Annotated in this window: 24 protein-coding genes; 7 read left to right on the top strand and 17 right to left on the bottom strand. The window is 60.5% G+C overall.

Annotation, left to right across the window (positions count from 1 at the left end; all coding sequences use genetic code 11):
* Nucleotides 1–210 precede the first annotated feature (210 nt).
* Nucleotides 211–630 (top strand): VOC family protein, encoded by a 420-nt coding sequence (locus HU718_RS11260; protein WP_186613521.1) that lies wholly within the window; start codon nucleotides 211–213, stop codon nucleotides 628–630.
* A gap of 51 nt (nucleotides 631–681) precedes the next feature.
* Here the strand turns inward: HU718_RS11260 and HU718_RS11255 are convergent, their stop codons facing one another.
* From HU718_RS11255 to HU718_RS11235, 5 genes are all read right to left on the bottom strand, one after another.
* The gene (locus HU718_RS11255) at nucleotides 682–1,011 is read right to left on the bottom strand and encodes a hypothetical protein (RefSeq protein WP_016987808.1); all 330 of its coding nucleotides are present in this window, start codon (nucleotides 1,009–1,011) and stop codon (nucleotides 682–684) included.
* Nucleotides 1,012–1,162: 151 nt separating this feature from the next.
* Nucleotides 1,163–2,188: an RNA 3'-terminal phosphate cyclase gene (gene rtcA / locus HU718_RS11250; RefSeq protein ID WP_186613523.1), complete on the bottom strand. Its 1,026-nt coding sequence runs from the start codon at nucleotides 2,186–2,188 to the stop codon at nucleotides 1,163–1,165.
* 8 nt (nucleotides 2,189–2,196) lie between these two features.
* On the bottom strand, nucleotides 2,197–2,985 hold the full coding sequence (locus HU718_RS11245; RefSeq protein WP_108227088.1) for a nucleotidyltransferase domain-containing protein: 789 nt from the start codon (nucleotides 2,983–2,985) through the stop codon (nucleotides 2,197–2,199).
* A 14-nt stretch (nucleotides 2,986–2,999) separates the two neighbouring features.
* Nucleotides 3,000–4,226, bottom strand: a complete 1,227-nt coding sequence (locus HU718_RS11240; RefSeq protein WP_186613525.1) for an RtcB family protein — start codon at nucleotides 4,224–4,226, stop codon at nucleotides 3,000–3,002.
* Nucleotides 4,227–4,562: 336 nt separating this feature from the next.
* Nucleotides 4,563–6,110 carry a vWA domain-containing protein gene (locus tag HU718_RS11235; protein ID WP_186613528.1) on the bottom strand — a complete coding sequence of 516 codons (1,548 nt, stop codon included), beginning with the start codon at nucleotides 6,108–6,110 and terminating at the stop codon, nucleotides 4,563–4,565.
* 204 nt (nucleotides 6,111–6,314) lie between these two features.
* Here HU718_RS11235 and rtcR point away from each other — a divergent pair, with 204 nt between their 5' ends.
* Together rtcR and HU718_RS11225 are read left to right on the top strand one after the other, a co-directional pair.
* A complete protein-coding gene (gene rtcR, locus HU718_RS11230) occupies nucleotides 6,315–7,919 on the top strand; it encodes an RNA repair transcriptional activator RtcR (RefSeq protein WP_186613530.1) in 1,605 nt (534 codons plus the stop codon).
* 99 nt (nucleotides 7,920–8,018) lie between these two features.
* The gene (locus HU718_RS11225; protein ID WP_186613727.1) at nucleotides 8,019–8,297 is read left to right on the top strand and encodes a hypothetical protein; all 279 of its coding nucleotides are present in this window, start codon (nucleotides 8,019–8,021) and stop codon (nucleotides 8,295–8,297) included.
* An 8-nt stretch (nucleotides 8,298–8,305) separates the two neighbouring features.
* Here HU718_RS11225 and HU718_RS11220 read toward each other — a convergent pair whose 3' ends face one another.
* The 9 genes from HU718_RS11220 to HU718_RS11180 all read right to left on the bottom strand — a co-directional run bounded on the left by HU718_RS11220 (nucleotide 8,306) and on the right by HU718_RS11180 (nucleotide 18,739).
* A complete protein-coding gene (locus HU718_RS11220) occupies nucleotides 8,306–10,123 on the bottom strand; it encodes a glycosyl hydrolase family 28 protein (protein WP_186613532.1) in 1,818 nt (605 codons plus the stop codon).
* Between the two features lie 13 nt (nucleotides 10,124–10,136).
* Nucleotides 10,137–10,505: a 5-carboxymethyl-2-hydroxymuconate Delta-isomerase gene (locus HU718_RS11215; RefSeq protein ID WP_150707342.1), complete on the bottom strand. Its 369-nt coding sequence runs from the start codon at nucleotides 10,503–10,505 to the stop codon at nucleotides 10,137–10,139.
* 23 nt (nucleotides 10,506–10,528) lie between these two features.
* Nucleotides 10,529–11,305, bottom strand: a complete 777-nt coding sequence (locus HU718_RS11210) for an ABC transporter ATP-binding protein (RefSeq protein ID WP_102902870.1) — start codon at nucleotides 11,303–11,305, stop codon at nucleotides 10,529–10,531.
* A gap of 10 nt (nucleotides 11,306–11,315) precedes the next feature.
* On the bottom strand, nucleotides 11,316–12,155 hold the full coding sequence (locus HU718_RS11205; RefSeq protein ID WP_026000816.1) for an ABC transporter ATP-binding protein: 840 nt from the start codon (nucleotides 12,153–12,155) through the stop codon (nucleotides 11,316–11,318).
* An 11-nt stretch (nucleotides 12,156–12,166) separates the two neighbouring features.
* Nucleotides 12,167–13,084 (bottom strand): ABC transporter permease, encoded by a 918-nt coding sequence (locus HU718_RS11200; protein WP_038364768.1) that lies wholly within the window; start codon nucleotides 13,082–13,084, stop codon nucleotides 12,167–12,169.
* Between the two features lie 62 nt (nucleotides 13,085–13,146).
* Nucleotides 13,147–14,757, bottom strand: coding sequence for an ABC transporter substrate-binding protein (locus HU718_RS11195; protein ID WP_186613534.1), 1,611 nt, complete (start codon nucleotides 14,755–14,757; stop codon nucleotides 13,147–13,149).
* Nucleotides 14,758–14,803: 46 nt separating this feature from the next.
* On the bottom strand, nucleotides 14,804–15,817 hold the full coding sequence (locus HU718_RS11190) for an ABC transporter permease (protein WP_016987798.1): 1,014 nt from the start codon (nucleotides 15,815–15,817) through the stop codon (nucleotides 14,804–14,806).
* Nucleotides 15,818–15,901: 84 nt separating this feature from the next.
* Nucleotides 15,902–17,512, bottom strand: coding sequence for an ABC transporter substrate-binding protein (locus HU718_RS11185; RefSeq protein ID WP_150707340.1), 1,611 nt, complete (start codon nucleotides 17,510–17,512; stop codon nucleotides 15,902–15,904).
* A gap of 72 nt (nucleotides 17,513–17,584) precedes the next feature.
* Nucleotides 17,585–18,739, bottom strand: coding sequence for a mandelate racemase family protein (locus tag HU718_RS11180; protein ID WP_008079679.1), 1,155 nt, complete (start codon nucleotides 18,737–18,739; stop codon nucleotides 17,585–17,587).
* 361 nt (nucleotides 18,740–19,100) lie between these two features.
* On the opposite strand from HU718_RS11180, the gene HU718_RS11175 reads away from it, so the two are divergent.
* The 3 genes from HU718_RS11175 (at nucleotide 19,101) to HU718_RS11165 (ending at nucleotide 21,655) form a co-directional block, all read left to right on the top strand.
* Entirely contained in the window at nucleotides 19,101–19,826 is a 726-nt protein-coding gene (locus tag HU718_RS11175; RefSeq protein ID WP_102902873.1) for an oligogalacturonate-specific porin KdgM family protein, read from the top strand.
* A 96-nt stretch (nucleotides 19,827–19,922) separates the two neighbouring features.
* Nucleotides 19,923–20,765 carry an NAD-dependent epimerase/dehydratase family protein gene (locus HU718_RS11170; protein ID WP_150729433.1) on the top strand — a complete coding sequence of 281 codons (843 nt, stop codon included), beginning with the start codon at nucleotides 19,923–19,925 and terminating at the stop codon, nucleotides 20,763–20,765.
* A complete protein-coding gene (locus HU718_RS11165) occupies nucleotides 20,762–21,655 on the top strand; it encodes an SMP-30/gluconolactonase/LRE family protein (RefSeq protein WP_186613536.1) in 894 nt (297 codons plus the stop codon). Before HU718_RS11170 ends, HU718_RS11165 begins: the two co-directional genes overlap by 4 nt.
* Before the next feature lie 4 nt (nucleotides 21,656–21,659).
* Here the strand turns inward: HU718_RS11165 and HU718_RS11160 are convergent, their stop codons facing one another.
* The gene (locus HU718_RS11160; protein ID WP_038364752.1) at nucleotides 21,660–22,415 is read right to left on the bottom strand and encodes a FadR/GntR family transcriptional regulator; all 756 of its coding nucleotides are present in this window, start codon (nucleotides 22,413–22,415) and stop codon (nucleotides 21,660–21,662) included.
* A gap of 198 nt (nucleotides 22,416–22,613) precedes the next feature.
* Between HU718_RS11160 and HU718_RS11155 the strand changes: the two genes are divergently transcribed.
* On the top strand, nucleotides 22,614–23,756 hold the full coding sequence (locus tag HU718_RS11155) for a pectate lyase family protein (protein WP_150729435.1): 1,143 nt from the start codon (nucleotides 22,614–22,616) through the stop codon (nucleotides 23,754–23,756).
* A 213-nt stretch (nucleotides 23,757–23,969) separates the two neighbouring features.
* On the opposite strand, the gene gspF is transcribed toward HU718_RS11155, so the two are convergent.
* Together gspF and gspE are read right to left on the bottom strand one after the other, a co-directional pair.
* Nucleotides 23,970–25,181 carry a type II secretion system inner membrane protein GspF gene (gspF, locus tag HU718_RS11150; RefSeq protein WP_186613538.1) on the bottom strand — a complete coding sequence of 404 codons (1,212 nt, stop codon included), beginning with the start codon at nucleotides 25,179–25,181 and terminating at the stop codon, nucleotides 23,970–23,972.
* On the bottom strand, nucleotides 25,181–26,587 hold the full coding sequence (gene gspE, locus HU718_RS11145) for a type II secretion system ATPase GspE (protein WP_186613540.1): 1,407 nt from the start codon (nucleotides 26,585–26,587) through the stop codon (nucleotides 25,181–25,183). Before gspE ends, gspF begins: the two co-directional genes overlap by 1 nt.
* Between the last annotated feature and the right edge of the window lie 54 nt (nucleotides 26,588–26,641).

Below are 26,641 nucleotides of genomic sequence, written 5' to 3'. Positions count from 1 at the left end.
CGGCAGGCGATGGCGGTGCGTTATGGTACTCCAGCGCTACGACTGAATTTCACACGACGACCACGTTATCGTCGACGCGCTTTTCAGAACAAAAACATCTGGAAGACTCAGGCCTTTCCGGCGTCCAACGCTCTGCTATGTTTTAACCGCCCTACGCGGAACCCGGCGACCCCCCGCCACGCTCCGCGCCTGACTGCCGGGAGCAGAGACATGAGAATCGACCCGTACCTGATCTTCAACGGTGACTGCCGCGAGGCGTTCACCTTTTACGAGCAAGCCTTGCAAGGGAAGCTTGAGGCGATGATGACGTTCGGCGAGACGCCCGCCGCCGAGCATGTGCCCAAAGAGCATCACTCTCTGATCATCCATACCTGCCTGAAAGTGGGTGATCAGATGATCATGGCCTCGGACACCACACCCGACCGTCCGACCCAAGGCATGAGCGGCTGCTCGATCTCGCTGAACGTCGACAGCATTGCCGAGGCCGAGCGAGTGTTCAACGCACTGGCCAAGGATGGTCGCGTCGATATGCCGCTGGAGGTGACTTTCTGGGCGGTACGTTTTGGCATGCTGGTGGATCGCTTCGGCGTGTCGTGGATGGTCAATTGCGAGAGCGAAAAGCAACCCTGACATTTCCTCAGGCATGAAAAAGCCCAACCTGAAAAGATTGGGCTTTTTGCGTTATCGCTGGGCCAATTCGTGGCGTACGCATTGTTCGTAATACGTCTGCTTGACCGCCGCCGGCTTGAGCTTCGACGTGCTGTTGTAGGTTTGCTCGGTAATCCCCATCGCGGTCATGCGCATCCACGGTTGCTGGAAGCGGCGCACCTGCAATTGTTTGCGTGCGCCGTACAGCGAGACGCCCGACAACTTCGATTGCTGGGCACCGGCAGCAATGTCCGAGCCCCAGGTGCAGGCAAAGCGATGGCTTTTGCTCAGTTCTTTTGCCTGCACTCCCACCGCGAAAACAGCCAGGGAAAGCGTTGCAACGGTGATGACAATCGTCCGCATAGAGCCAACCTAACCTTTTGAAAAAAGGCGATTTTGCCGGGGAAGCAAAAATCCGGGGGCCAGCAATTTGCCGCCTTTCGCGAGTTTTTTGCGGACGTAAAAAAGGGCGGTGGGATTTCCTGATGAAATCCCACCGCCCCTAGGCGGACTATCAATTGGCGCTGACCTCAACGCGCAATCGATCAGCGCCCTCCTCACGACAATCGATGCGAACCGGCAAAAACAACTCGATCACCGCGATATTGCTGTGCAGATGCTCGGTCATACGCGGCGTGGTGAACGAGCCGCCACCGGCCAGCGCCATTGGCAACAGCAACTGATCGGCAAGGTGCTCGGCCACCGCAGCACCACTGCGCAACCAGTCGGCAGCCTGATTGATCGCGGCGTCGGCGACTTTTTCAGCCCGTAGCGACACTTGGCCAAACGCGCTGAACACCTCGGTGACGTGCTCGAATGCGTACTCCAGCAACAACACATTGCCCGGGCCCCGCGCCGGATCAAGCGTGACATGTTGCAGCGCCGCAGGCGGCAGACTCAAGCGCTTGGCCACTTGGCTCAACTCACGTTCGGCCACCGTCGGTGCCAGCCCGGCGGTCAGCGCCGATGCCTGTTGCGAAACCGCCTCGCCGCGTTCACACAGGTCCATCCGCGTCAGGCTCGACGGTTGCACGTTCACTTCAATCTCGCCACCGCCTGCCGGGACAAATCCATGTCGCAACAAGTCCAGCTCGACGTTGGCGCCCATGCGCCGCAGCAGCGGCAGCCAACTGCGCGAGAGGAAATCGGTCGGCGGCGCCAGCGGGTTATGCGTGCCACCCGAGATGCGCACCCGACTCGCCTGCGCTGCCCGCAACAGGGCCGGCAACAAGGTCTGCAACACCAGCGTGCAACTGCCGGCCGTGCCGATGGCGAACTGGTAATCGCCGGAGCGAATCGCGCCGGGTTCAAAGCTCAACGCTTGCGAGCCCAATTGCGCACCGGAAACCGTCGCGCCGCAGACCTCGGCCGCCGCCATGACGGCCGTCAAATGTTGCCTCAGCAGTCCCGGACGGCTGCGTTTGGCGCGGATCTGTTTAATGCGAAACGCCCGGCCTGTCACCATCGACAGGCTCAAGGCACTGCGCAACACCTGGCCGCCACCGATGGCACCGTCCAGTTCTATCACTTCCTGTTTCATTGCATTCCTTACGCGTATCGCCCAACGGTATCCCTGAGGTACCGATCCAGACGTCGCGAGTCTTCCTGAGTTCTGAGTAATGTGGGCACTTCGCGCTCAAGCTCGGCGGCGATGAACCCGTGCAGCGCCGGACGACGCGGCCCGTAAGCGCTTTCGTCAGCATTGCGTTTGAGGGCCAGCAGTTCGTCGACTTCAGCGAGCAGCGCGCGGTCGTCGACGGTGGTCAGCAGGTCGGCGAACGTCATCGGTGGCCGCCCTCGCCCCTGGTCGATCCAGCGCACCGCCAACAGCGGCCGCAGCACGTAGAAGTACTTCTTGAAACGTACGGTTTCACCTTGCAGGTAACCGCGGAAGTTCTTCTTCGCCATCGACAGATAGTGATTGCGCGCCGCTGGCGGGCTGTAGAACGCTTCAGCGAGTTCGCGCAGCTGTGCCACCTGAGCGGTTTCACTGCGATAAACCAGCGGCGAGTCGAGCCACTCGAGCAAGGTCGGATTGGACTTGCGCAACAACCCAAGGGTCTTGCGCAGTTCCCAGCCACTGACGTCGAGCTCATCGTCCAGCGGACGTTCGATCACATCACGTGGCGCATCGACCTGAACGAACCACTCGGGCTTCTCCACATAAACAAACCGCACGTCGTAATCGCTGTCGGTCGAGGCAAAACCCCAGGCCCGGCTGCCGGACTCACAGGCATACAACACCGTGACATTGCGTTCACGCTCTATGCGCGCCAGCTCTTCCAGTACCCGCGCACGCATCGTGGCGCACAGCGGATGGCGCTCTTGCAATTCCATGACCTGCTTTCCTTTTATCCTTTGACGCACACCACCTGACGCAAGGTGTGCAGCACTTCCACCAGCTCACGCTGGGCGTGCATGACTTTGTCGATGTCCTTGTAGGCCATCGGAATTTCGTCGATCACCGCTTCGTCCTTGCGGCACTCCACGTGGGCCGTGGCGCGAATCTGATCTTCGACGGTGAAGGTGTTCTTCGCCTTGGTGCGGCTCATGGTGCGGCCGGCGCCGTGGCTGCAGGAGCTGAACGACTCTTCGTTGCCCAGACCGCGAACGATGAAACTCTTGGCGCCCATCGAGCCCGGAATAATCCCCAACTCGCCCTTCTTCGCCGACACCGCGCCTTTGCGGGTAACCAAAACGTCCTCACCAAAATGCCGCTCTTTCTGCACGTAATTGTGGTGGCAGTTGACCGCTTCCAGCGCCACTTCGAACGGCTTGCGAATAATCTGCCGTGTCGCCTGAATCACTGCGCGCATCATCAGCTCACGGTTTTGTTTGGCGAAGTCCTGCGCCCAACCCACCGCTTCCACGTAATCATCAAAGTGCTGGCTGCCCTCTTCGAAGTAGGCCAGGTCACGATCCGGCAGGTTGGCGATGTGCTGACGCATATCCGCCTGAGCCATCTGGATGAACAGGTTGCCGATGGCGTTGCCGACACCGCGCGAGCCACTGTGCAACATGAACCAGACCCGGTTGGCTTCATCCAGGCACACTTCGATGAAGTGGTTGCCGCTGCCGAGCGTACCGAGGTGCCCACGGTTGTTGGTGTTGGCCAGTTTCGGGTACTTGTCGGTGATCAACTTGAACCGTGGCTGCAACCCCGCCCAGGCCTGATCGGCTTGCTGCGGGACTTCATCCCAGGCGCCCTTGTCGCGTCGCGAACGGTTTGAACTGCGGCCATGCGGCACGGCTTGCTCGATGGCGCTGCGCAGACCGAGCAGGTTGTCCGGCAAATCAGCGGCGGTCAGCGACGTGCGCGCGGCGATCATGCCGCAGCCGATGTCGACGCCAACCGCTGCCGGAATGATCGCGCCGACGGTCGGGATCACGCTGCCGATGGTCGAGCCCTTGCCCAGGTGCACGTCCGGCATGACCGCCAGATGTTTGAAGATGAACGGCATTTTCGCGGTGTTCATCAACTGCTCGCGGGCCTCGTTTTCCACCGGGACGCCTTCGGTCCAGAGTTTGATCGGTTTGCCGTTGGCGACTTCGAGCAGTTGGTAAGTGTGTTCTTTCATGTCTTCATTCTTTATTCATTGGCCGATGATTCGGCGTTGTTCTGTAAGTCGCAGCGACAAAAACACAGGCACTGTGGCTCTGCCAGTTGAGCCCCCGTTGCCGGGGCGGGAGTCGAACCCGCGTTCCGATGTAGTGCCTGTCGCATTCGCTGCCAATAACTGCAAAAAAGGTGGCACGACAAAAGTTGATGACTGTTGCGCGTTGCCGCGCTCCGGACTTAACCGGCCTAAGATGTACAGCCATCAGGCATTCGTGCCGTCACTGGCGCTGACAAGGGCTTGATGAGACGTCTTGGATGTAGTCCCATCGGCATTCAGCGCCGGTGATCAATCAATTCATGACGCGCTTTCGATCGCCTCGACCCAGTGCTGCGCACTGTATTGGCCGCTGGTGAACTGCTCGATCACGTCGAACACCGCATCGCTGAAACCGCCGACATTCAAGATGTCATCACGATCCGCCGCCTGTGTTGCATGGCCTGGCTGGATGTCGATGCACACCAGCCGTGCCTGTGGATTGAGCTTCTTGATCCGCTCCCATTGGCGCATCGTCTCGCTGGCGCCGCGACGCTGCGCATCGATCCACGATTCGTTGTCCGAGACCATGATCAACGTATCGACCTTGGCCTTGCTGTTCGCCAATCTCTTCAGCGGTGCCGAGCAGTTGGTGCCGCCGCCAAAAATCCCGGCGAGCTTCTCGGCGTTGCTGATCACACTGTCACGCGGGTTGAGCTGGATATCCACCACGTTGACCTCGAACGGCATCACCCGCGCAGCCGGCTGTTTGCGCAATACCGCTGCGGCGACCAGCGCCGCCACGTCGATGCAGCGCACCTGCGAGGTCGCACCAGGGCGATAACCGGTCACCGGGCTGCCCATCGAACCCGACACATCCGGGCAAACCACCACCGCGCCCTCAAGCGTGGGCACGTTGGCCAGCGACAACTCCAGCGCCTCCTGCAAGGCGTCGCGGATCGCTGCCGGGGTGTTTTCGCCCATCATCCGATAAGCCGCCAACAACTGGTACGGATACACCCGCGCCTTCGCCACTTCCTGTGGATCAGCCAACCGCGCCGCAACATATTCGATGCAACCCGGTACTTCAAACGCACCGTGGCGCGCCAGGCTGTTGAGGTTGATGCGCAGTCCCTGCCAGCCCATGTTGCGGGCTTGATTGGCCCATTGCTCCTTGCTCAGTGTTTCGTTGCCGAGCAACTGAAACGGCACCGCCGGCACTTCATCACTCGCGCCGCTGCGAAACGCCAGCAAATCGCGGGTCAACTCCGGCAAGGCCTTTGCCTCCACCGGCTTACCGATCAACCAGGCGAAAAACGCTTCGCGCCATGCTTCGGCAGGTTTCGGGTGAACCATCTTCACCACGTCCGCCAACGACGGTTGATTGCCGATTGACGCTTGCAGCAGTTGCCGCTCGGTCGCGCTGTTCAGCCAGTTCTGCACCAGACGCTTGGGTTGCGAGCCAAGGGATTTACGCCCAGTGGCACCACTACGGAGGATCTGTACAAAATTGCGCAGCATCTTGCCGCTGTCGATGACTTGCTCGAAAACCTCTGGCACCAGACTTGAACGCTGCGCGGTCAATGCCGCCAGCAACAATGCCGGCATGTCTTTCATGTGACCTTTCTTGCGAGCGTAGATCGCGGCTTTCGCCACGAAGCGACTGTCCAGTTCGGCCACCAGCTTCAGCACTTGATCCAGCTGACTTTCTGCGGAGGCGTAAAAGGTCTGATTCAGGCAACCGGTGACTGCCAATTGCGCCAGTTGGTGCTTCGGGCTGTAGGCATAAGCGCTGGCACTGGAAGCATTCAAGGTGTCGCAGGCCGGCAAGTGATTCGATTGCGTGTTGAAGAGAGTTGAGTTGGCCATCTTGGCGTCTCGCTGTGTTGTCCTGTTCGTTGCGATAGGTACTGCAGCGGCTGTGCCAGCTTTTGATTTTCTTCGAAAAATATTTATATCTTATTGATTTATAAAGATTTTATTTAATCATCTATTTTTCATCGAATGAATTGACGACAAGACCCTCACCGAATATTTATCATTGGATATCGTTTTTTATCTTTTGAGATAAACATGCCAAACAAGCAAACCGTCGCCATCGGCTTTATCGGCGCCACCCTTGATCGCGTCGGCAAAGGCGCCAACCGCTGGAGCCATTGGCGTCCCAGCGTTGGCCTTTGCCAACAGCAGGACGTGCTGATCAACCGGCTCGAGCTGATTCACGGCATCGACGCCCGCGACGTCAGCCTCGCCGAGCGGGTGCGCGCCGACATCCAGCAGGTTTCGCCAGAGACCGAGGTGCGCTTGCACCCGATGGCACTGCGCAACCCATGGGATTTCGAAGAGGTCTACGGTGCGTTGCACGACTTCACCACCGCCTACGATTTCGACACCGAGCGCGAGGACTACCTCGTCCATATCACCACCGGCACCCACGTCGCGCAGATTTGCTGGTTCCTGCTGACCGAGGCACGCTATCTGCCGGCGCGGCTGATCCAGACCTCTCCGGCCAAGCGCAACAGCGAAAGCGATCACGCCATCGGCACGCATGCCCTGATCGATCTCGACCTGTCGCGCTACGATCGCATCGCCTCGCGCTTCGCCAACAAGCGCCTCGAAGGCCTAGAGTTCTTGAAGTCCGGCATCGCCACACGCAACGCCGCGTTCAACCGCTCGATCGAACAGATCGAGCGCGTGGCCGTGCGCTCGAAGGCGCCGATGCTGCTGATCGGCCCGACCGGCGCCGGCAAATCGTTCCTCGCCCGACGCATCTACGAACTCAAACGCAGTCGCCACCAGATGCAGGGGCGTTTTGTCGAGGTCAACTGCGCCACCTTGCGTGGCGATGGCGCGATGTCGGCGCTGTTCGGCCATGTCAAAGGTGCCTTCACCGGTGCACAGAACGCCCGTGACGGCCTGTTGCGCGCTGCCAATGGCGGCATGCTGTTTCTCGATGAGATCGGCGAGCTGGGCGCAGACGAACAGGCGATGCTGCTCAAGGCGATTGAAGAAAAACGCTTCTTTCCGCTCGGCTCGGACAAGGAGGTCGAAAGTGATTTCCTGATCATCGCCGGCACCCACCGCGACCTGCGCAGCCGGGTCGCTGATGGCTTGTTCCGCGAAGATTTGTACGCACGCATCAACCTGTGGACGTTCGACCTGCCCGGCCTCGCCGGCCGCCGCGAGGACATCGAACCGAACATTGATTTCGAGCTGGAACGCCACGCCCGCGAACACGGGCAACTGGTGCGCTTCAATCTGGAAGCCCGGCGCAGTTATCTGGCGTTCGCCAGCGCTCGCGAGGCGGCGTGGTTGGGCAACTTCCGCGAATTGTCGGCGTCGATTACGCGCATGGCGACCCTCGCCGACAGCGGACGGATTGATGAGGCGCAGGTGCAGGAGGAGATCGACCGGCTGCGTTATGCCTGGGGCTTGGCGCAACCGCAGGCGATTTCAGGAGAGTTGCCGGGGGACGCCGAAAGCATGGATCTGTTCGACCGCTTGCAATTGAAGGCAGTGATCGAGGTGTGCCGGCAGGCGGACAGCTTGTCCGATGCCGGCCGCCGCCTGTTCGGAATATCGCGCCAGGCCAAGGCACAAGCCAACGATGCCGATCGACTGAGGAAATACCTCGGCCGGTTCGGGCTTGAGTGGAGCCAGATCGTCGACCTCACGTGATGAGAACGTCAGCGACTGACCGCCCGTCCAGCAGCGGGCACCTTTGCTCGCAGGGCACTTCCAATGATCACCATCCGCTTCGACCGGAAGACGCTCATCATGAACAGAAAAATTGCAGCGATCACCCTGACTGGCCTTCTCGCGGCCTGCCCGCTTTTCGCCTCGGCAGTCGGGCAGACCGCTGACGAGTCTGCCGCGCCACCGACCGCGCTTCCCGGCGTGAATCAGGCCGGCAAAGCGCAATCCAACGCAGACAAGGCCGACAAGAAAGGTGAAGAGGCGTCGGGTTCAAACTCCGGCGCCGAGTCGCATGAAACAGCGAAAGATGCAGCCACTTCAAGCGACTCGGAAGACCTCGGTAAAGCGCCGAAACCTTGATCAGGGTTCTACGGAGGTGGTGGCTGCACATCCTTGAACGTCAGCCCGACACTCCCGGTGATTTGCCACGGATTGGCAGCGCCGTGCCCGCTGAACGACACATGGTCGAACAGCGAATCCTTCAACCCGTCGATCTGCGCTTTGGCCGGACCACTGAAGCGCACGCGCTCGAATACCAACCCTTGATGCCAGGCATTGTGCTGGCTATCGCCCTTGACCTCGATTGCCTTGCCTTGAGCATTTTCGACGCTCACGTCGGCGACGCGGATATCGCGGAACTGCCCGGGAATGGTTGAGCGCTGGTAATCCAGCTTGGCGTTCGGATCGTTGTAGTCGAGGGTGAAAATGAACGCCTGCTTGAGCGTATTGCGGATCGCCGAGTCGCGGAAAATGACGTTACGCGCGCCGCCGCCCATGAAGTTGGTGCTCTTCATGCGCAGGCCGGCATCGGTGCCATCGGAAACGTTGTCTTCGGCCAGAATGTTTTGAATCCACGCGCCGGTATGGCTGCCGGCAACCACCATACCGTGACCCTTGCGAAAGTAGTTATTGAAGATCCAGGCATCTTCCTGCGGCTTTTGCTGCACGGCCTCCGCGCCGGTACCCGCAGCAAAATTGACGCAGTCATCGCCGGTATCAAAGAAGTTGTTGAAGACCATCGCGCCCTTGCTGTTGGCGAATTCGATGCCATCGCCGTTATTGGCGTCGTAGGTTTTATGCGTGGTGTTGGCCAGCACTACGTTTTCGGTTTCCAGGTTCATGATTCCGTGGAAGGCCGGATTCACCACGGTGAAGCCGCCGTAGAACACATTTTTTACGTTGCGCAGGGTGATCAGCGACGAGCGCATCTGCCCGTAGGCATCCTTGACGTTCATGCCGCGCGCGACCGCTTGCTCGACTTGCGCCTTGGCCAGAATGCCGTCCTGCTGGTAGCGGGTGTTGTCGCTGGGCAGGTAGAACGGCAATGGCTGACCGCGCTCGTCGACGACATCGGCGCGGCGCTTCCAGCCGTTGCCGTCAATCGTGCCTTTGCCGACGATTCGGATGTTTTCGAAGGACTGATGCTGACGCGGATCACGCGGCAAGGCGTTGATCAGCGACGCCGGGCGCACGGTGCTCGAATACGGATACTGGATGTAGCCGGCCAGCGGATAGTCTTCAGCCCGCTCGGAACCCAACAGCGTTGCACCCTCGGCGATTTCCACGGTGATGTTGCTCTTCAGGTAGAGCGCCCCGCTTTTGTAGGTGCCCCTGGGCAACAACACTTTGCAGCCGGGGGTGCAGGCGTCGATGGCGTTCTGGATCGCCAGGGTATCGAGACTTTTGCCATCACCCTTGGCGCCGTACTTCCTGACATCGAACACGGCGGCAACCTTGCTCGTCCGTTGCACAACGGCCTGGCTGTCTGCCGACTCCTTGCCATCGGTGCCCACCGAACGCACGGTGAACCGATAGGCCGTATCCGGTCTCAAGCCTTGCGCGGTGTAACTGTGAATGCCGATGCGATGGTGAAAACCGGCAACATCCTGTTCGTAGAAGCGGTCAATGTAAGGTTTGGCCGGCGAGACGCGGTCATTGTTGGCGTTGCTGCCGCCCAGCAACACACCGTTGGCGTAGACCCGGTAGTCGCTGATATCGGCGTGATCGGCGGGCTTCTCCCAGACCAGGATGATCTGCTGATCATCGTAGGCCAGGGTCGGCACCTGCAATTTTGCCGGCGCCTCCAGCGCCCACGACGGCACACTGCAAACCAGCGTCAACGTGGCTGCCAGCCACAAGGCCAAAGGCTGTTTGCGCGGCGTCGGAACAACATATCGATAAGGCATGAGCACTCCTTGTTCAGGCCGACAATCCGGCTTCTTGCAGATATTGGCTGCGGTTGACGAACGTCTCGCGGGGCATTTCCACAACCTCCATCGACAGCGACTCGACGTCCGGCAGTAAAGCGACCAGCGCCGCCACGGTCGCCGAGGCCAGACGCCGGCGCTGTTCAGCACTGCGCCCGGACAACACCGACAGGACGACGTGGACAAAATCGTCCGCGCCCGCGCCGCAGCGGTAATGCTCGAACGTGTTGAGGCGCACCTTGATGTCGCCGGCCTTGAACAGGCCGAAGGCATCGAGGGCGTCATGCACGGTAGCGAGCAGGGTTTGCTCGCCGACACGCTGGGCCAGGGTTTGCGGGCAATCGATAAGGCAATGCGGCATGTCGCGCTCCTTGATGGATCGGTTTAACCAGCGAGCTGGCGCACCGATTCCTGGCTGAAATCACGACTGGCCTGCACCAGCATCCGCGTGTAGGCGTGGCTTGCCAGATCCTGGCTGAGCGCCTGACTGTCGAGCAGCTCGACGATCTTGCCCTGCTGCATCACCGCCACCCGATCACACAGGTGCGTGACCACACCGAGATCGTGAGTGACCATCAGGTAGGTGAGTTTCTCGCGCCGGCGCAAATCCGCCAGCAGATTGAGAATCTCCGCCTGCACCGAGACATCCAGCGCCGAAGTCGGCTCATCGAGCAGCAACACGCGCGGTTCGAGAATCAGCGCACGGGCAATCGCCACGCGCTGGCGCTGGCCACCGGACAACTGGTGCGGATAGCGAAAACGGTAACTGTCGTTCAGACCGACCTTGAGCAGGATCTCGTTGATCCGGTCGTCCTTGTCGCGCACGCCGTGAATAATCAGCGGCTCACGCAGCGCCGTGTCGACGGTGTGGCGCGGATGCAGCGAGCCGTAAGGGTCCTGGAACACCATCTGCACCTGACGAAAATGCTCCTTGGGAATCTTGTGCTGCAGCGGCGCGCCGGCAATGCTCAGCTCGCCGGTCCAGTGCCGGTACTGCCCGGCCAAGCAGCGCAATACGGTGGTCTTGCCGGAGCCGGACTCCCCCACCAGGCCGAAGGATTCGCCGTCGGCGACACTGAGGCTGACGTCGTGCAGCACCTGATTGAGGGCCGGGCCGGCGCCGAAACTGAGGTTCAGCGCGTGTGCTTGGATCATGGACATGGTCGATTCCTCAGCAAGTCAGCCACAGTGGATCGCGTTGCAACACCGGCAACCGTTCGCGACGGTTGTCCATGCTCGGCAATGCCGCCATCAGGCCTCGGGTATAGGGATGTTGTGCATGTTGCAGGTCGCCGGCGGCGAGCGATTCGACCACCCTGCCGGCGTACATCACCAACACGCGGTCGCAGTAATTGCGCACGAGGTTGAGGTCGTGGCTGACAAATATCAGACCCATTTCCTGCTGTTCGACCAGTTCTTCCAGCACGTTGAGCACTTGCTGGCGCACCGAGACATCAAGGGCCGAGGTCGGCTCGTCGGCGATGATCACCTGTGGTCGGGTGATAACCATCATCGCGATCATGATGCGCTGGCCCATACCACCGGAGACCTCATGCGGGTACAGGTTGTAGACCCGTTGCGGATCACGGATATGGACCTTCTCGAGCATTTCCAGCACCCGCTCGCGGGCCTCGCTGCGGCTGGCCTTGTGGTGCGCCAGATACGCCTCGGCAATCTGATCGCCAACCTTGACCACCGGGTTCAGCGAGTATTTCGGGTCCTGCATGATCATCGAAATGCGCTGACCACGAATCTTCTGCATGACCTTTTCGCCGGCTGACAGCAGATCGACTTCACCGAACTGCATGGCCTTGGCGGTGATCCGCGCACTGGCCGGGTGCAGCTTCAGCAGGCTGCGACCGACCGTCGATTTGCCCGAGCCCGACTCACCGACGATGGCGAGTTTTTCCCGCCCCAAGGTGAAGGACACATCGCGCACCGCGTGAGTTTCTTTCTGAGCATTGACGAAGCGCACATTGAGCCCTTCGACGTTCAATTTGATTGCAGACATACAGCCTCCGATTACTCGCTGCGCGGATCAAGAATGTCCCGCAGGCCGTCGCCCAACAGGTTGAAAGCCAGGCTGACCAACATGATTGCGGCCCCCGGAACAGCCACCAGCCACCAGCACTCGAGCATGTAGCGGCGCCCGGTGGAAATCATCGCGCCCCACTCCGGCGACGGCGCCTGCGCACCGAGGCCGAGAAAGCCCAGTGCCGCTGCGGTGAGGATGATCCCGGCCATGTTCATGGTCAGGCGGATGATCACCGACGACATGCACATCGGCACGATGTGCCGCAGGATGATTCGCGTGGACGAAGCCCCTTGCAGCTCGACCGCCACGACGAAGTCAGCCTTGCGCAACGACAAGGTTTCCGCCCGCGCCAGTCGCGCAATCGGCGGCCACGACGTCAGCGCAATCGCTACCACCGCGTGTTCCAGGCCCGGACCGAGCGCAGCGATAAATGCCAGCGCCAGCACCAGGCTGGGGAAGGAAATGAAGATGTCGGTCAGGCGCATGAACACCGTGTCGACAACACCGCCGTAGTAGCCGGAGACGGTGCCGATAAACAGGCCGATCGGGCCGACGATCACGGTCACCAGGGTGATGATGTACAGCGTGATGCGCGAGCCGTAGACCAGCCGACTGAAGATATCCCGGCCGTATTCATCGGTGCCGAACCAGTGCGCGGCGCCCGGTGCCTGCAGGGCATTGGCGAGGTTTTGCGCCACCGGATCATGGGTGGCGATCCACGGCGCAAACAGCGCCACCACTACCAGCACCAGCGCGACCAGCAATCCGGCCAGGGTCATCGGGTTGCGCAACAAGTGCCGCAAGACTTTCAGGGCACTTTTGCAGAAGGCGTCGAAGCTGGATCCGGGGGTACGATCCAACCGCCGCTTGGCGCTCGAATCAGTAGAAGACATGTTGGCAATCATGGGCATGTTCTCGGATTGAATTCAGGATCACCCAGCGCGTACGCCGACGCACCGGGCAGCGTTCAGCGTTGTTTGTAGACACCCAGATACCGCGTCGCCTCGGCATCATCACCGGCGAAACCCTTGACGTCGGCGGCGCTGACCACGGTGTCGGTCATCTGCGAAATCATCATGATCGGGCCGACCTGCTCGTCGTAGATTTTCTGCGCCTGGTGATACAGGTTCAGGCGCTGGCCGGCATCGCGTTCGACCCCGGCCTGATCAATCAGGCTATTGAGCTGCGGGCTGAAAAACGACGCACGCCAGCCCTGGAAATTCGGCAGGCCGGCGTCATCGCTGTTGTTGGGGTTGTAGGCAAACGTGCGCAGGCTGAAATACGGATGCGGATAGCGCTCGGCCCCGCGCGCAACGATGATGTCGAAGTTGCGCGCGCGCATCGCGCCATACACCTGGTTGCCAGTGCCGTTGACAATGCTGGCCTTGATCCCGCCCTCGGCCAGCGTCGCTTGCAGGCGCGCGGCGATGTCGATGAAGGGCGGCTCTGACAATGTGCGAATGGTCGTGCTGAAGCCGTCCGGATAACCCGCTTCGGCGAGGAGTTTTTTCGCCTTGGCGACGTCCATGTGATAACCCGGATCCGGCAGGCGCGCCGCCAGACCGAGTTGCATCGGCTGCTGATTCAGCTGGCCGTAATACGGCATCACCTGTTCGTCGAGGCCCTTGTAGTCGATCAGGTTGCGCACCGCTTCGCGCACTTTGGGATTGGCAAATTCGGGTTGCTTCATGCTCAGCGCAACGTAATACATGGTGCCGCGCGGCAGTGACTGTACGTGGATTTTTTCCGAACCGTCGATGGCGCGGATGTCCGGTGCGGCCATGCCATACGCCAGATCGAGGTCACCGCGCTCCAGCATCAGGCGCAGCGACTGCGATTCGGTCATGTGCCGCACCACCACGCGTTTGAGCTTGGCAGCACCGCCCCAGTAACCGTCGAAGCGGGTCAGCAACAGCGAGTCGTTCGCCGTCCATTTGCTCAGCACAAAGGGGCCGCTGCCGGCCTCGTTGGTCACCAGCCAGTTAGCACCGAGGTCAGCGTTTTTCTCATGCGCCAAAGCCGTTTTGCGATCGATCACCACCGCGCTCGGCGAGATCGCCAGCGAGTCGATCAACAACAGCGGATCCATGGTTTGCGGCAAGTCGATGACCAGCGTGTGGGCATCGCTGGCACGGATCAGTGACTGAATGTTGTCGACGTTATAACCGTAGGCTTTCCACGTCGTGGCCAGGCCGAAATTGAGTTTCATCACCCGGTACAACGACCAGGCCACGTCTTCAGCCGTCAGCGGATTGCCGGAGTGAAACTTCACGTCCTGGCGCAAGTGAAAGGTTATCTGCTTGCCGTCGTCGCTGATCGTCCAGCGCTCGGCCAGTTGCGGCAGATGCTGTTCCGGATTGCCCTGATCTCGCTTGACCAGAGTGTCGTAAAGATTGGCATTGACGCCGGAAGCGTCGAGGCCCGGCGCATTGGCCGGATCGATGGAAAACAGGTTGACCATGCTCATGCCGACGATCAGTTGGTCGGCCGGCGTCTTGGCGCTGGCCTGGGTCATCGGCACCAGCGCCAGGATCGCCGCCAACAGGCCAGCGTGCAGTTTGGTAAATGCAGTCGTCATTGAAAAATCCTTCTTTTTATAATTTTTAGTGCTGCTGCCAGGCGTGTTAACGCGTGCGCGGGTCGAAGACCTTGTACAAGGCATCGCTGATCAGGTTGAGCGCGACAAAAATCAAACCGATCACCAGCACACAGCCCATCACCGCGTTCATGTCGCCGAGCATCAGGCTGCTGGTCAGGTACTGGCCGAAACCCGGCCAGGCAAAGACCGTTTCGATCAGCACCGCGCCTTCGAGCAGCGAGCCGTAAGCCAGCGCCACCACCGTCAGCAATTGCACGAGGATGTTGCGAAAGGCGTGGCCCCAGACCACCTGGCGGCGCGACAAACCCTTGACCCGAGCGGTGATGATGTATTCCTGGGACAGTTGCTCGAGCATGAAGCTGCGGGTCATCCGACTGATGTAAGCCACCGAGTTCAGCCCGAGGATCAGCGCCGGCAAAACGATGTGGCGCAAGGCGCTGGCGAAGGCTTCCCAGTCACCCGCCAGGCTCGAATCGATCAGCAACAGCCCGGTGACCTCGGGCACCATGCCGTCGTACGCCAGGTCGATGCGACCGGCGCCACCGGCCCAGCCGAGCCAGGCGTAAAACACCAGCAAGCCCATCATGCCCAGCCAGAAAATCGGCGTGGAATAGCCGAACAGGGTAATCACTCGCGCGACATGATCGCCCAGTCGCCCCTGATTGCTCGCCGCGCAGACGCCCAGCGGCAAACCGATCAGCACGCCGAAGAGGATGGCCAGGGTCGCCAGTTCGATGGTGGCCGGGAACACCCGGCGGATGTCATCGAGCACCGGGTGCCCGGTCAACAGCGCGTTGCCGAAATTGCCGTGCAGCAAGTCATTGAGGTACAGGCCGAACTGGGTCCAGATCGGCTTGTCCAGCCCCATCGCCCGGTACACCTGATCGTAGGTCGAACTGTCGGCGTCCGGCCCGACCACCGCCAGCACCGGATCGAGCGGCATCACCCGACCGATGATAAACGTCAGCGCCAGCAGGCCCAGCAATGTCACCAGTACCGTGCTGGCACGCCGCGCAGTATTGGAGGCGCGGGCTCCCATGGCAGAGGCAGTCATAACAAACATAGTCAGCTCCTGATAAAACGGTCACCGGTGCACCCGGCACGCGAAGTTCATCCGTGCATTTCAGCGTTTTTTGTAGACGTCTTTGTAGCGCGTGGTCGCGGCCGTGTGCCCTTGAAAATCGGCAACATCGGCGTAGACCAGCACCGTATCGGTCATCTGCGAGACCGGCAGAATCGCGCCCACTTGCTGATCGAGTTGCTGCTGGATGTCCTGATACTGCGCCTGCTGTTTCTGCGCATCGGGTTCGACTTCGGCACTCTCGATCAACTGATTCAACTCGGGACTGTAAAACGAAGTGCGCCAGCCCTGAAAGTTGCTCAGCTTGGCTTCGTCACGGTTATCCGGGTTGTACACCAGCGTGCGCAGGCTCGAATGGGGATGACGTTCGGCGCCGCCACCGCCACGGCCGACGATGATGTCGAAACTGCGCTCACGCATGGCGCCGTAGATCTGGTTACCGGTGCCGGTGATGATGCTGGCTTCGATCCCGGCCTGCGCCAGGGTCGATTGCAGGTTGGAGGCAATGTTGATGAACGGCGGTTCGGCCAGCACGCGGATGCTGGTCTTGAACCCGTTGGGGTAACCGGCGTCAGCGAGAAGTTTTTTTGCCTCATCGACATTCAGTCGATAACCGGGATCCGGCAGACGCGCGGCCAGTCCCAACGGCATCGGCCGCTGATTGATCACGCCGTAGTGCGGCATGACGGTCTGGTTGATGCCTTGGTAGTCGATCAACGAGCGCACAGCCTTGCGCACGCGCGCGTCGGCGAACATCGGCTGCTTCACACTCAGTGCGACGTAATACAGCGTGCCGCGTTGCAGGGTTTGCGTGCGGACCTTGTCGCTTTTCTGCAAGGCCTGGATGTCCGGCGCCGACATGCCTTTGGCGATGTCGAGGTCGCCCCGCTCAATCATCAGACGCAACGACTGCGACTCGGTCATGTTGCGCATGACGATGCGTTTGAGCTTGGCCGGGCCGCCCCAGTAGCCGTCGAAACGGCTCATCAGGATCACGTCGTTGGCCCGCCAGTCATTGAGCACGAAGGCACCACTGCCGGCGGCGTGCGTCACCAGCCAGGCGGCGCCCAGGTCATTGTTCTTCTGATGTTCGAGGACTTTTTTGCGGTCGAGAATGAAGGCGCTTGGCGACGTCGCCAGCGTGTTGAGCACCAACTGCGGATCGGTGGGACGCGGCAATTCAATGACGAAGGTATTGGCATCGGTCGCGCGCATCGAACGCTCGACATTGTCGGCGGTAAAACCGTAAGCCTTCCAGGTCGACGCCAGCGCGAGGTTGAGTTTAAGCACACGCTGCAACGACCAGGCGACGTCTTCGGCGCTCAACGGATTGCCCGATTGAAATTGCACGCCCTGGCGCAGATTGAAGGTCAGGGTCTTGCGGTCGTCGCTGACTTGCCAGCGCTCGGCGAGTGCCGGCAACAGCTGATCCGGCGCAGCGACATCTTGCACCAGCAACATGTCATAGAGATTGGCATTGATCTCGGACACGTCCAGGCCGGTGGCGGCTGCCGGGTCGAGGGACAGCAGATTGATCATGCTCATGCCGACGATCAATTGATCGGCCGGGGTTTTGGCATGGACGACAGGTAGCGCGGTCACCGTCAGGGTAGCCGCCAGAACCCGCGCCCACAGCGAAGGAAGAATGTTCATAGCGAGAGTGCCTTTCTTATATTTATAGGGCTCTCGGACAGCCCGGCATGCACCGGGCAGCCCGCGTACACGTCAGAAGCTTTTAAGCGTGTTCATCTCGATGAAGTTGAAGTCGATGTCTTCGCCCAGACCCGGCAGGTCGGACAAATGCACAAAACCGTCGCTGTCCATCGGGTCGACCAGGCGCTTGAGGTACGCCGGCACCTCGTCGTAATCCAGGTACGGGTGCAGCAAACCGCGCTCGTACCACGTGCAGTTCTTGATCGCGCCGACCACTGTCAGGTTGGCTGCGCCGTTGCCGTGGATTTCGCAATCCATGCCAAACGACTCGGCCATGTGCGCGACTTTCAGGCAAGGCCCGATCCCGCCGACCCCGGCGACGCCGGCACGCAGGATGTCGCAAACGTCGTGCTTGACCCAACTGGCCCGGCTCAGGTGTTTGCCGGACAGGGTTTCCGGCCCGAGCACCGGAATGTCCAGTTGCCCCGCCAGCCAGGCATAGGATTCGGCGGACTCTTCCATCATCGGTTCTTCAAACCAGGCGAAGTCGAGTTTTTCCAGTTCGCGTCCGATGTACAGCGCTTCGGTGCGGCTGTACCAGTGATAACCGTCGAGCATCAAGGCGATGTCCGGGCCCACCGCTTCGCGCACCGCCGCGCAGGCTTTGACATCAATGCGCGGGCTCGGCGCGAACGAGACCGGCGGCATCCAGGTGTGCAACTTGATCGCCTTGTAGCCGCGCTTGACCAGCGTTTCGGCAAAGCGTCCGTAGTCTTCCGGCGTCGCCAGGCCCTCAGGCAATTCATCGCCGCACATGGTTGAGCCGTACGCCGGCACCTTGTCGCGAAAACCGCCAATCAACTTGTGCACCGGCACGCCGAGCTTGCGCCCCGCCCAATCCCACAACGCTTGCTCGACCAATGCCAGCGCGCGATCAGTCAACTGGCTGGCGCTGCCACGCTGCCAGTGCGCCAGGTCATGCCAGATCTTTTCGCGATCAAAGGCGTTCTGCCCGACCAGCACCTTGCGCACAAAACCATCCAGCACATAAGGACGAATCAGCTCCGGCGCGCCGAGGGCGTAACCCTCCTTGCCGTCTTCAGTCTGGATGCGCAGCAACGCCATTTGCGCCTGACTGACATCACCGGGATGAGCATGACCGGCGCTGTCGACTGCGCGGCGGGTGGGATAGGAAAAAACCTGGACGTTGACTGCTGTGATTCTCATGGACGTCTTGAGCCTTCTTATTGGATTTGTGACAGGAGTGTCGTCGGTTGCGACCGATCATAGGTCATCGTACAACACTTGAAAAGACCCAATAACACCTCTCCTAATCGAAGCCTTTCCGGCTAAACGTCCAGCAAAGTGCCATATTTAAAGATGACTACGGAATAACAGGAGTTGCTTTAGACCCCTATTCACAGGGTATATATGTATCAATATGTTTCCAAACCAGCAAAATCACGTAGACGAGTCATCTTGTCGTACGATAACTTATATCTGCGCCTCAAATGAGAGCCATACGCAACATCGCGGTGCCTGTAGTACTCGTCAAACGACCCTAACAAAAACAAAAAAAGAAGACCGTATGAACACCACCCTACGCACGCTCGTCACTGTCGCGGCCCTCGGCCTGCCCTTCGCTGTCCACGCTGACTCTGCCAGCCTCAACTACCGCCATCAGTACACCGAGGAGGACAGCGCCCACGCCGACCGAATCAAGCTCAATTACCGCCTGGACAGTGGACTGGGGTTTGAGGCGGAGATGAAATACCGCACGGCCGGGGACCGCAAAGATGTCGCCTACGACAACATGGTCAACAACGGCCATGAGTTCACGGTGAGCTACAACTACAAGCTCAGCGCGCAGTCGACGCTGACCCCGGCGTTTCAGATGGACAGCTCCAAGGATGCGACCGCCTACAAGTTCGGCCTCAAGTACAACTACAAAATCGACGACGCCTTCTACGTAGCGACGCGCTATCGCCTGGACCTGCGCAAACTCGATCGCGATCAGGTCAACAAAGACATGCCCGATCACTACAAGGATGACCAGACCACCCACCGCTTCGAAGGCTGGCTCGGCTACACGCCAGCCAACAAGTGGGCCTACGAATATCAGTTCATCTATTTCAAGACCGACTACATCCGCTACGACAACAAGAAGAGCGACTACGAACAGAACCTGATCGTCAAATACAAGCTCACCAAACAATGGGCGCCCTTCATGGAAATCGGCGACATCAAAGTCGAGTCCACCTCCCCCGACCGCCAGGCTCGCTGGCGTCTGGGCGTGCAATACAACTTCATGTAAGCAGCGCGCCGCTTTTGCCTGGCGAGCGCGCATCGCTTGTCAGGCAGGCACCCCGCCGCCCACCCTCTTCACCACCGCGTAATGGAAGACCCGACCATGACCACACAAACCACGCAGGCCAAACCCTTCAACCGTATTCTGCTGACCGGCGCCGCCGGTGGGCTCGGCCAGATTCTGCGCGAAACCCTGCAGGTTCACGCCGACACCGTCCGCTCCTCGGACATCAGTGCGATGGCGCCGAGCCGCGGCGCGCATGACGAAGTGATCAACTGCAATCTGAGCGACAAGGCCGCTGTCGCCGCGCTGGTCGAGGGCGTCGATGCCATCGTGCATTTGGGCGGGATCTCGGTGGAGCGATCCTTCGAAGAAATCCTCGAGGCGAATATTCGCGGCACGTTTCATGTTTATGAGGCCGCGCGTCTGCACGGGGTCAAGCGCATCGTGTTCGCCAGCTCCAACCACGTCACCGGTTTCTACTCGCAGGACGAACAGATCGACGCCCATTCGCCGCGTCGCCCGGACGGTTATTACGGCTTGTCGAAGGCTTACGGCGAGGACCTGGCAACGTTCTATTTCCACCGCTATGGCATCGAAACAGTAAGCCTGCGCATCGGTTCCTCATTCCCCGAGCCGCGCAACCTGCGCATGCTGGCGACCTGGCTGAGCTATACCGATCTCGAGCACCTGATCGCCCGCGCGCTGCTGGCCAGCGATGTCGGGCACAGCGTGGTGTACGGGGTGTCCGCCAATCGTGATCAGTGGTGGAACAACCGGCACGCCGCGCACTTGGGCTTTGCGCCGCAGGACAGCTCCGAAGCCTTTCGCGCAAAGGTCGAACAACAACCGGCACTCGCTGCCGACCACCCGGACCGCTTGTATCAGGGCGGCGCTTTTACCGCAGCAGGTCCGTTTGAAACGCCGACGCAGACGCGCTCATGAGTGCCGAACTGATTGTCGATGCGCGCAACGCCACCGGTGAAAGCCCGGTCTGGCAAGCCGAGGAGAATGCCTTGTATTGGGTGGATATTCCGGCCGGCCGTTTGCATCGCTGGCAGCTCGACGGCCAGACCGACTGCTGGCAGGCGGACGAAATGCTCGCCTGTATCGCCCGCAGCGAAGCGGGACATTGGCTGGGCGCACAAGAAAGTGGCCTGTTCAAACTGCGCCCGCAGGCTGACGGACGTCTGGCTGCGGAAAAGCTCATCGGCGTCGAGCACGCCCGCCCGAGCATGCGTTTCAATGATGGTCGCTGCGATCGTCAGGGACGCTTCTGGGCCAGCTCGATGCCAACCGCTATGGGTGCCGAGGCGGTCGGCGCGCTGTATCGCTACGACGGGCAAAACCCGAACGATTTATCTGTGCTGGCGCCGCAACTGGAGGACCTCGTGGTGCCCAACGGCCTGGCGTTCAGCCCCGACGGACGCACCCTGTATCTGTCCGATTCGCACCCGAGCCGTCAGCTGATCTGGGCCTTCGATTACGACATCGACAGCGGCACACCGCACAACCGCCGGCTGTTCGTCGACATGAACGACCACCCCGGTCGACCGGACGGTGCCGCCGTCGATTCACACGGCTGTTACTGGATCTGCGCAATTGATGCCGGCTTGGTACTGCGCTTTACCCCACAGGGGAAACTGGATCGCGCACTGCCGGTGCCGGTGAAGAAACCGACGATGTGTGCCTTTGGCGGCCCTCGGCTCGACACTCTGTTTGTCACCTCGATTCGCCCGCAGGGCATCGATCTCGCTGACCAGCCATTGGCGGGCGGGGTGTTCGCCCTCAATCCGGGCGTTCAAGGCCTGCTCGAAGCCAAGGCCCGCGCCTGAGGCTTCAGACGTTCAACGCCGCCGCGTCCGCAGCTTCGTAGGCACGGCGCAGACGCTCGCGGCTGTTGGACAGATGCAAACGCATGGCTGCGCGCGCGGCGTCGGAATCACGCCGGACAATCGCAATGTAAATGTCTTCATGCTCGCGACTGAGGCGCTCCAGATAGGGCTCCTTGCGGTCATTCTCCAGGCGTTTGGAATGCAGACGTGTGCGCGGCAGAATGTTCGCGCCCAGGTGCAGCATGATGTCGGTGAAATAGCGGTTGCCGGTGGCCAGAGCAATTTGCTGGTGGAACTGGAAATCCGCCGACACGGCGTAGTCGACACTGACGGCGCGGGAATTGATGGCGTCCAGCGAATCACGCATCAGTTGCAGCTGCTCATCGGTACGCCGCGCACACGCCAGGCCGGCGGCCTCGACCTCCAAGGTGATGCGCAACTCAAGCACCGCCAAGACATCCTGAAGCGTGACGATGCTGTCCGGATCAATGCGAAAACCGCTCGGGCTGGGAATGTCCTGAACAAAGGTGCCGATACCGTGACGGGTCTCCACCAGGCCCGCTGCCTGCAGACGCGATATCGCCTCACGCACGACCGTGCGACTGACGCCGTGCTCGGCCATGACCTGAGATTCAGTCGGCAGCTTCGTCGCGCGTGCGAGTTCGCCGCTGCAAATGCGTCGGGACAGCTCGGTGACAAGGTCCTCCGCCAGGCTGCGATGCCGGCGACGAACATTGGGTGTGGCGTTGGATCTGTCCATCAGCAACAAAAATCTCGAATTTTCGAATAATTACGCATCATAGCCCATTCAGTTGTACGACAACGCACCAGTTCAATGATAGGATTTCTCATGCAGCGGACGTTCGATTCGCTGCAATGGCGATAAGGACGTCCGCTCGAGAAACACGTCGAAATTTCGCGTGTAAAACACTCAAGTTAATCAAGGATCTGATTACTCATGACAAAACCAACAACCTTCACGGCCTGCAAACTGGCCAGCGCCATCGTCGGCAGCCTGCTGTTTTCCAGCCTGCCTGCACAAGCGGCCGATATCTGGCTGGATGTTGCAACGACTGGCTGGGCCACGCAAAACGGTGGCACCAAGGGTGGCTCCAGAGCGGCAGCCAACAACATCTACACCGTGAAGAACGCTGCCGAACTGAAAGCCGCACTCAGCGCTTCGGTCGGCACCAACGGGCGCATCATCAAGATTACCGGGCCTATCGACATCAGCGAAGGCAAAGCTTATACGACGACCGCCGATATGAAAAAGCGCGGTCGTCTGGATATCCCGGGCAAGACGACCATCGTCGGTACGAGCAGCACGGCGGAGATCCGCGAGGGTTTCTTCTATGCCAAGGAAAACGATGTGATCATCCGCAACATCACCCTCGAAAACCCGTGGGATCCCGAGCCGATCTGGGACGCCAATGACGGCAGCGCCGGCAACTGGAACTCCGAGTACGACGGGCTGACCATCGAAGGCGCCAACAATGTGTGGGTCGACCATGTCACCTTCACCGATGGCCGCCGCACCGATGACCAGAACGGCACTGCCAACGGTCGTCCAAAGCAACACCACGACGGCGCACTGGACGTGAAAAACGGTGCCAACTACGTGACCATTTCCTACTCGGCGTTCAAATCGCACGAGAAGAACAACCTGATCGGTTCCAGCGACAGCCGCACCACCGATGATGGCAAGCTCAAGGTCACGATCCACAATACCCTGTTCGAAAACATCTCCGCACGCGCGCCACGCGTTCGCTTCGGCCAGGTGCATCTGTACAACAACTATCACGTGGGCAGCACCAGCCATAAGGTCTACCCGTTCAGTTACGCGCATGGTGTGGGCAAGAGTTCGAAGATTTTCTCCGAGAAAAACGCCTTCGAAATCTCCGGCATCAGCGGTTGCGACAAAATCGCCGGTGACTACGGTGGCAGCACCTACCTTGATCAGGGTTCTACGCTCAATGGCACCTTGCTGACCTGCAAGTGGGGCACCAACATCGGCTGGACCCCGCCATACAGCTACACCCCGCTGAACGCGGACAAAGTCACGGCCGACGTTAAGGCCAAGGCTGGCGCTGGCAAGATCTGATTGGTCGATGTAACCGTGTTAATGAAAAGCCCTCGGTGACGAGGGCTTTTTCATGTCTGCTTGAAGATGGTGCGGGGGTGGAGTTCTGAAACAAAATCCAAATTATTTATTGCCCTGACGGGCCCCATCGCGAGCAGGCGAAGGCCTACATTTGAAATGCGTACCCCTGTAGGAGTGAGCCTGCTCGCGATGAGGCCCTGTGCAACAACACCACTACTGGACCAGCTGATTGATCTCAATGATCGGCAACAACACCGCCATCACAATCACCAGCACCACCCCGCCCATGACCACGATCATCAGCGGCTCCAGCAACGCCGTCATGCCCATCGCCCGCCGTTCGATATCCCGCGACAGAGTTTGCGCTGCGCGCTCGAGCATCGGTGGCAGCGATCCGGTTTTTTCGCCACTGGCGATCAGGTGAATCAGCACCGGCGGAAACACATTTTCCACCCGCAACGCTGCTGCCAGGTTGACCCCTTCACGCACCTTGGCCGTGGCTTCAGTGACACTCAAACTCAAGCGGTCGTTGGACAACGTCTGCCGCGCCGCCTCCAGCGCACGCAACAACGGCACCCCGGCGCCGCCGAGAATCGCCAGCGTCGAGGCGAAACGCGCAGTGTTCAGGCCCAGAATGAAACGCCCGAGCAGCGGCAACTTCAGCACGCGATGATGCCAACTCAAACGTGCCGCCGGATTGCGCAGGTACAGGCGCCAGCTCCAGAACGCCCCTGCGATAATCGCCGCACACAACCAGCCCCACGCCCTTATGAAATCACTGGCGTTGAGCATCGCCAACGTCAACCCCGGCAAGTCCTGCCGCGCCTGAGAAAACGCACTGACCACCTGCGGCACCACGTAACTGAGCAGGAAAATCACGATGCCGATCGACACCAGCCCAACCACACCCGGATAGATGAACGCGGTGAGAATCTTGCCGCGCAGGTTGTTGCGCTCTTCGATGTAATCCGCCAGCCGTTCCATCACCTGCGCGAGATCACCGGACTCTTCCCCCGCCGCAATCAGCGCACGATAGATCTCGGGAAAATCCCGTGGCCGCGCCGCCAGCGATTCCGCCAGACGCATGCCGCTGCGCACATCCGCACGTACGGCGCTAAGGGTGTGGGCGATGTGTTTTTTCTCGGCCTGCTCGACCGTGGCACTCAGCGCAGCTTCAAGCGGCAGACTCGCGCCCAACAAGCTCGCCAATTGCCGCGTGGCCCAAGCAAGGTCGTTGTCCGAGAGCTTGGCGCTGAACAATCCGCCGCCACCATGGCTGGCGACATTGCTCTCCTTATGCACCGACAACGCGGTCAATCCGCGCCCGCGTAACGTTGAGAACGCGGCAGCCTGGCTGTCCGCCTCAAGGTGCCCGGATTCAATCTTGCCGGTCGCGTCGGCGGCTTCAAAACGATAGCGATTCATCAGGCGTCCCGTGTCACACGGAGGATTTCTTCGGGCGCGGTGGCGCCGCTGCGGATCCAGCGCTCGCCGTCCTCACGCAGGCTGAACATCCCGGCCTTGGCGGCTGATGCGCGCAGAGCCTGCTCCCCTGCCCCTTGGTGGATCAGTGTGCGGATATCGTCGTCGATGCAGAACAATTCATGGATGCCGGTGCGGCCGCTGTAGCCGGTTTGATTGCACGCCGGGCAGCCAACCGGACGCCAAGTGCCCGGTGCCGTTGGGTCTTCCTGCTTGCAGTGATTGCACAGGCGCCGCACTAATCTTTGCGCGAGCACCCCGAGCATCGACGAGGCCAGCAGAAACGGTTCGACGCCCATGTCGATCAAGCGGTTGACCGCCGACACTGCGTCGTTGGTGTGCAAGGTCGCCAACACCAAATGCCCGGTCAGCGACGCCTGCACGGCAATTTGCGCAGTTTCGAGATCGCGGATCTCGCCGATCATGATGATGTCCGGGTCTTGGCGCAGAATCGCCCGCAGCGCCAGGGCGAAGGTCATGTCGATCTTGGCGTTGACCTGAATCTGGCTGATCCCCGGCAAGTCGTATTCCACCGGATCTTCCACGGTGAGGATGTTGCTGGTACTCGCATCCAGCCGTGCCAGTGCCGCGTAAAGGCTGGTGGTCTTGCCGCTGCCGGTGGGGCCGGTGACCAGCACAATGCCGTGGGGCTGGCGGATCAGGTGATCGAGTTTGGCCAGCACCTGCGCGTCCATGCCGAGGGTTTCCAGGTGCAGACGCCCGGCTTGTTTGTCGAGCAGACGCATCACCACCCTTTCGCCATGGCCGGTCGGCACCGTTGAAACACGAATATCGATCGGCCGCCCGGCCACCCGCAAGGCAATGCGACCGTCCTGTGGCAGGCGTTTTTCGGCGATGTCGAGCTGGGCCATGATCTTGATCCGCGACACCAACGCACCGTGTAACGCCTTGCGCGGCGAGACCACGTCACGTAGCGTGCCGTCGACGCGGTAGCGCACCACTGAGTGGGTTTCGAACGGTTCGATGTGAATGTCGCTGGCCTCGTCGCGCGCGGCCTGGGTCAGCAGCGCGTTGATCATGCGGATCACCGGGGCGCCGTCCTGGGTGTCGAGCAGGTCGGTGATTTCCGGCATGTCCTGCATCAGGCGGTCGAGGTCGACTTCGTTTTCTGCAGCACCGACCACCGCCGCCGCGCTGCCAGTGTCGGCGTACGCGCTGGCGAGCAAACCATCGAGCTCATCATCGCGCACGCGCTGAATCGTGGTCGCGCCGAACTGCCGCCGCGCCTCGCTGATCGACCAGCCCGGCGTCGACGGGCACACCGTCAACACGCCATCACACAACAGAATGCGCTGCGCCTTGGCCCAGGCGTAAGGCAGCGCACTCATCTCAAGCCCTCCCCAATCCCTGTAGGAGCTGCCGAAGGCTGCGATCTTTTGATC

Origin of the sequence: Pseudomonas tensinigenes, assembly GCF_014268445.2 — a bacterium.
In the GTDB taxonomy this organism is placed as follows: Bacteria; Pseudomonadota; Gammaproteobacteria; order Pseudomonadales; family Pseudomonadaceae; genus Aquipseudomonas; species Aquipseudomonas tensinigenes.
Note: the sequence above shows the minus strand (reverse complement) of the source record. Positions and strands in the feature narration are given on the sequence as shown.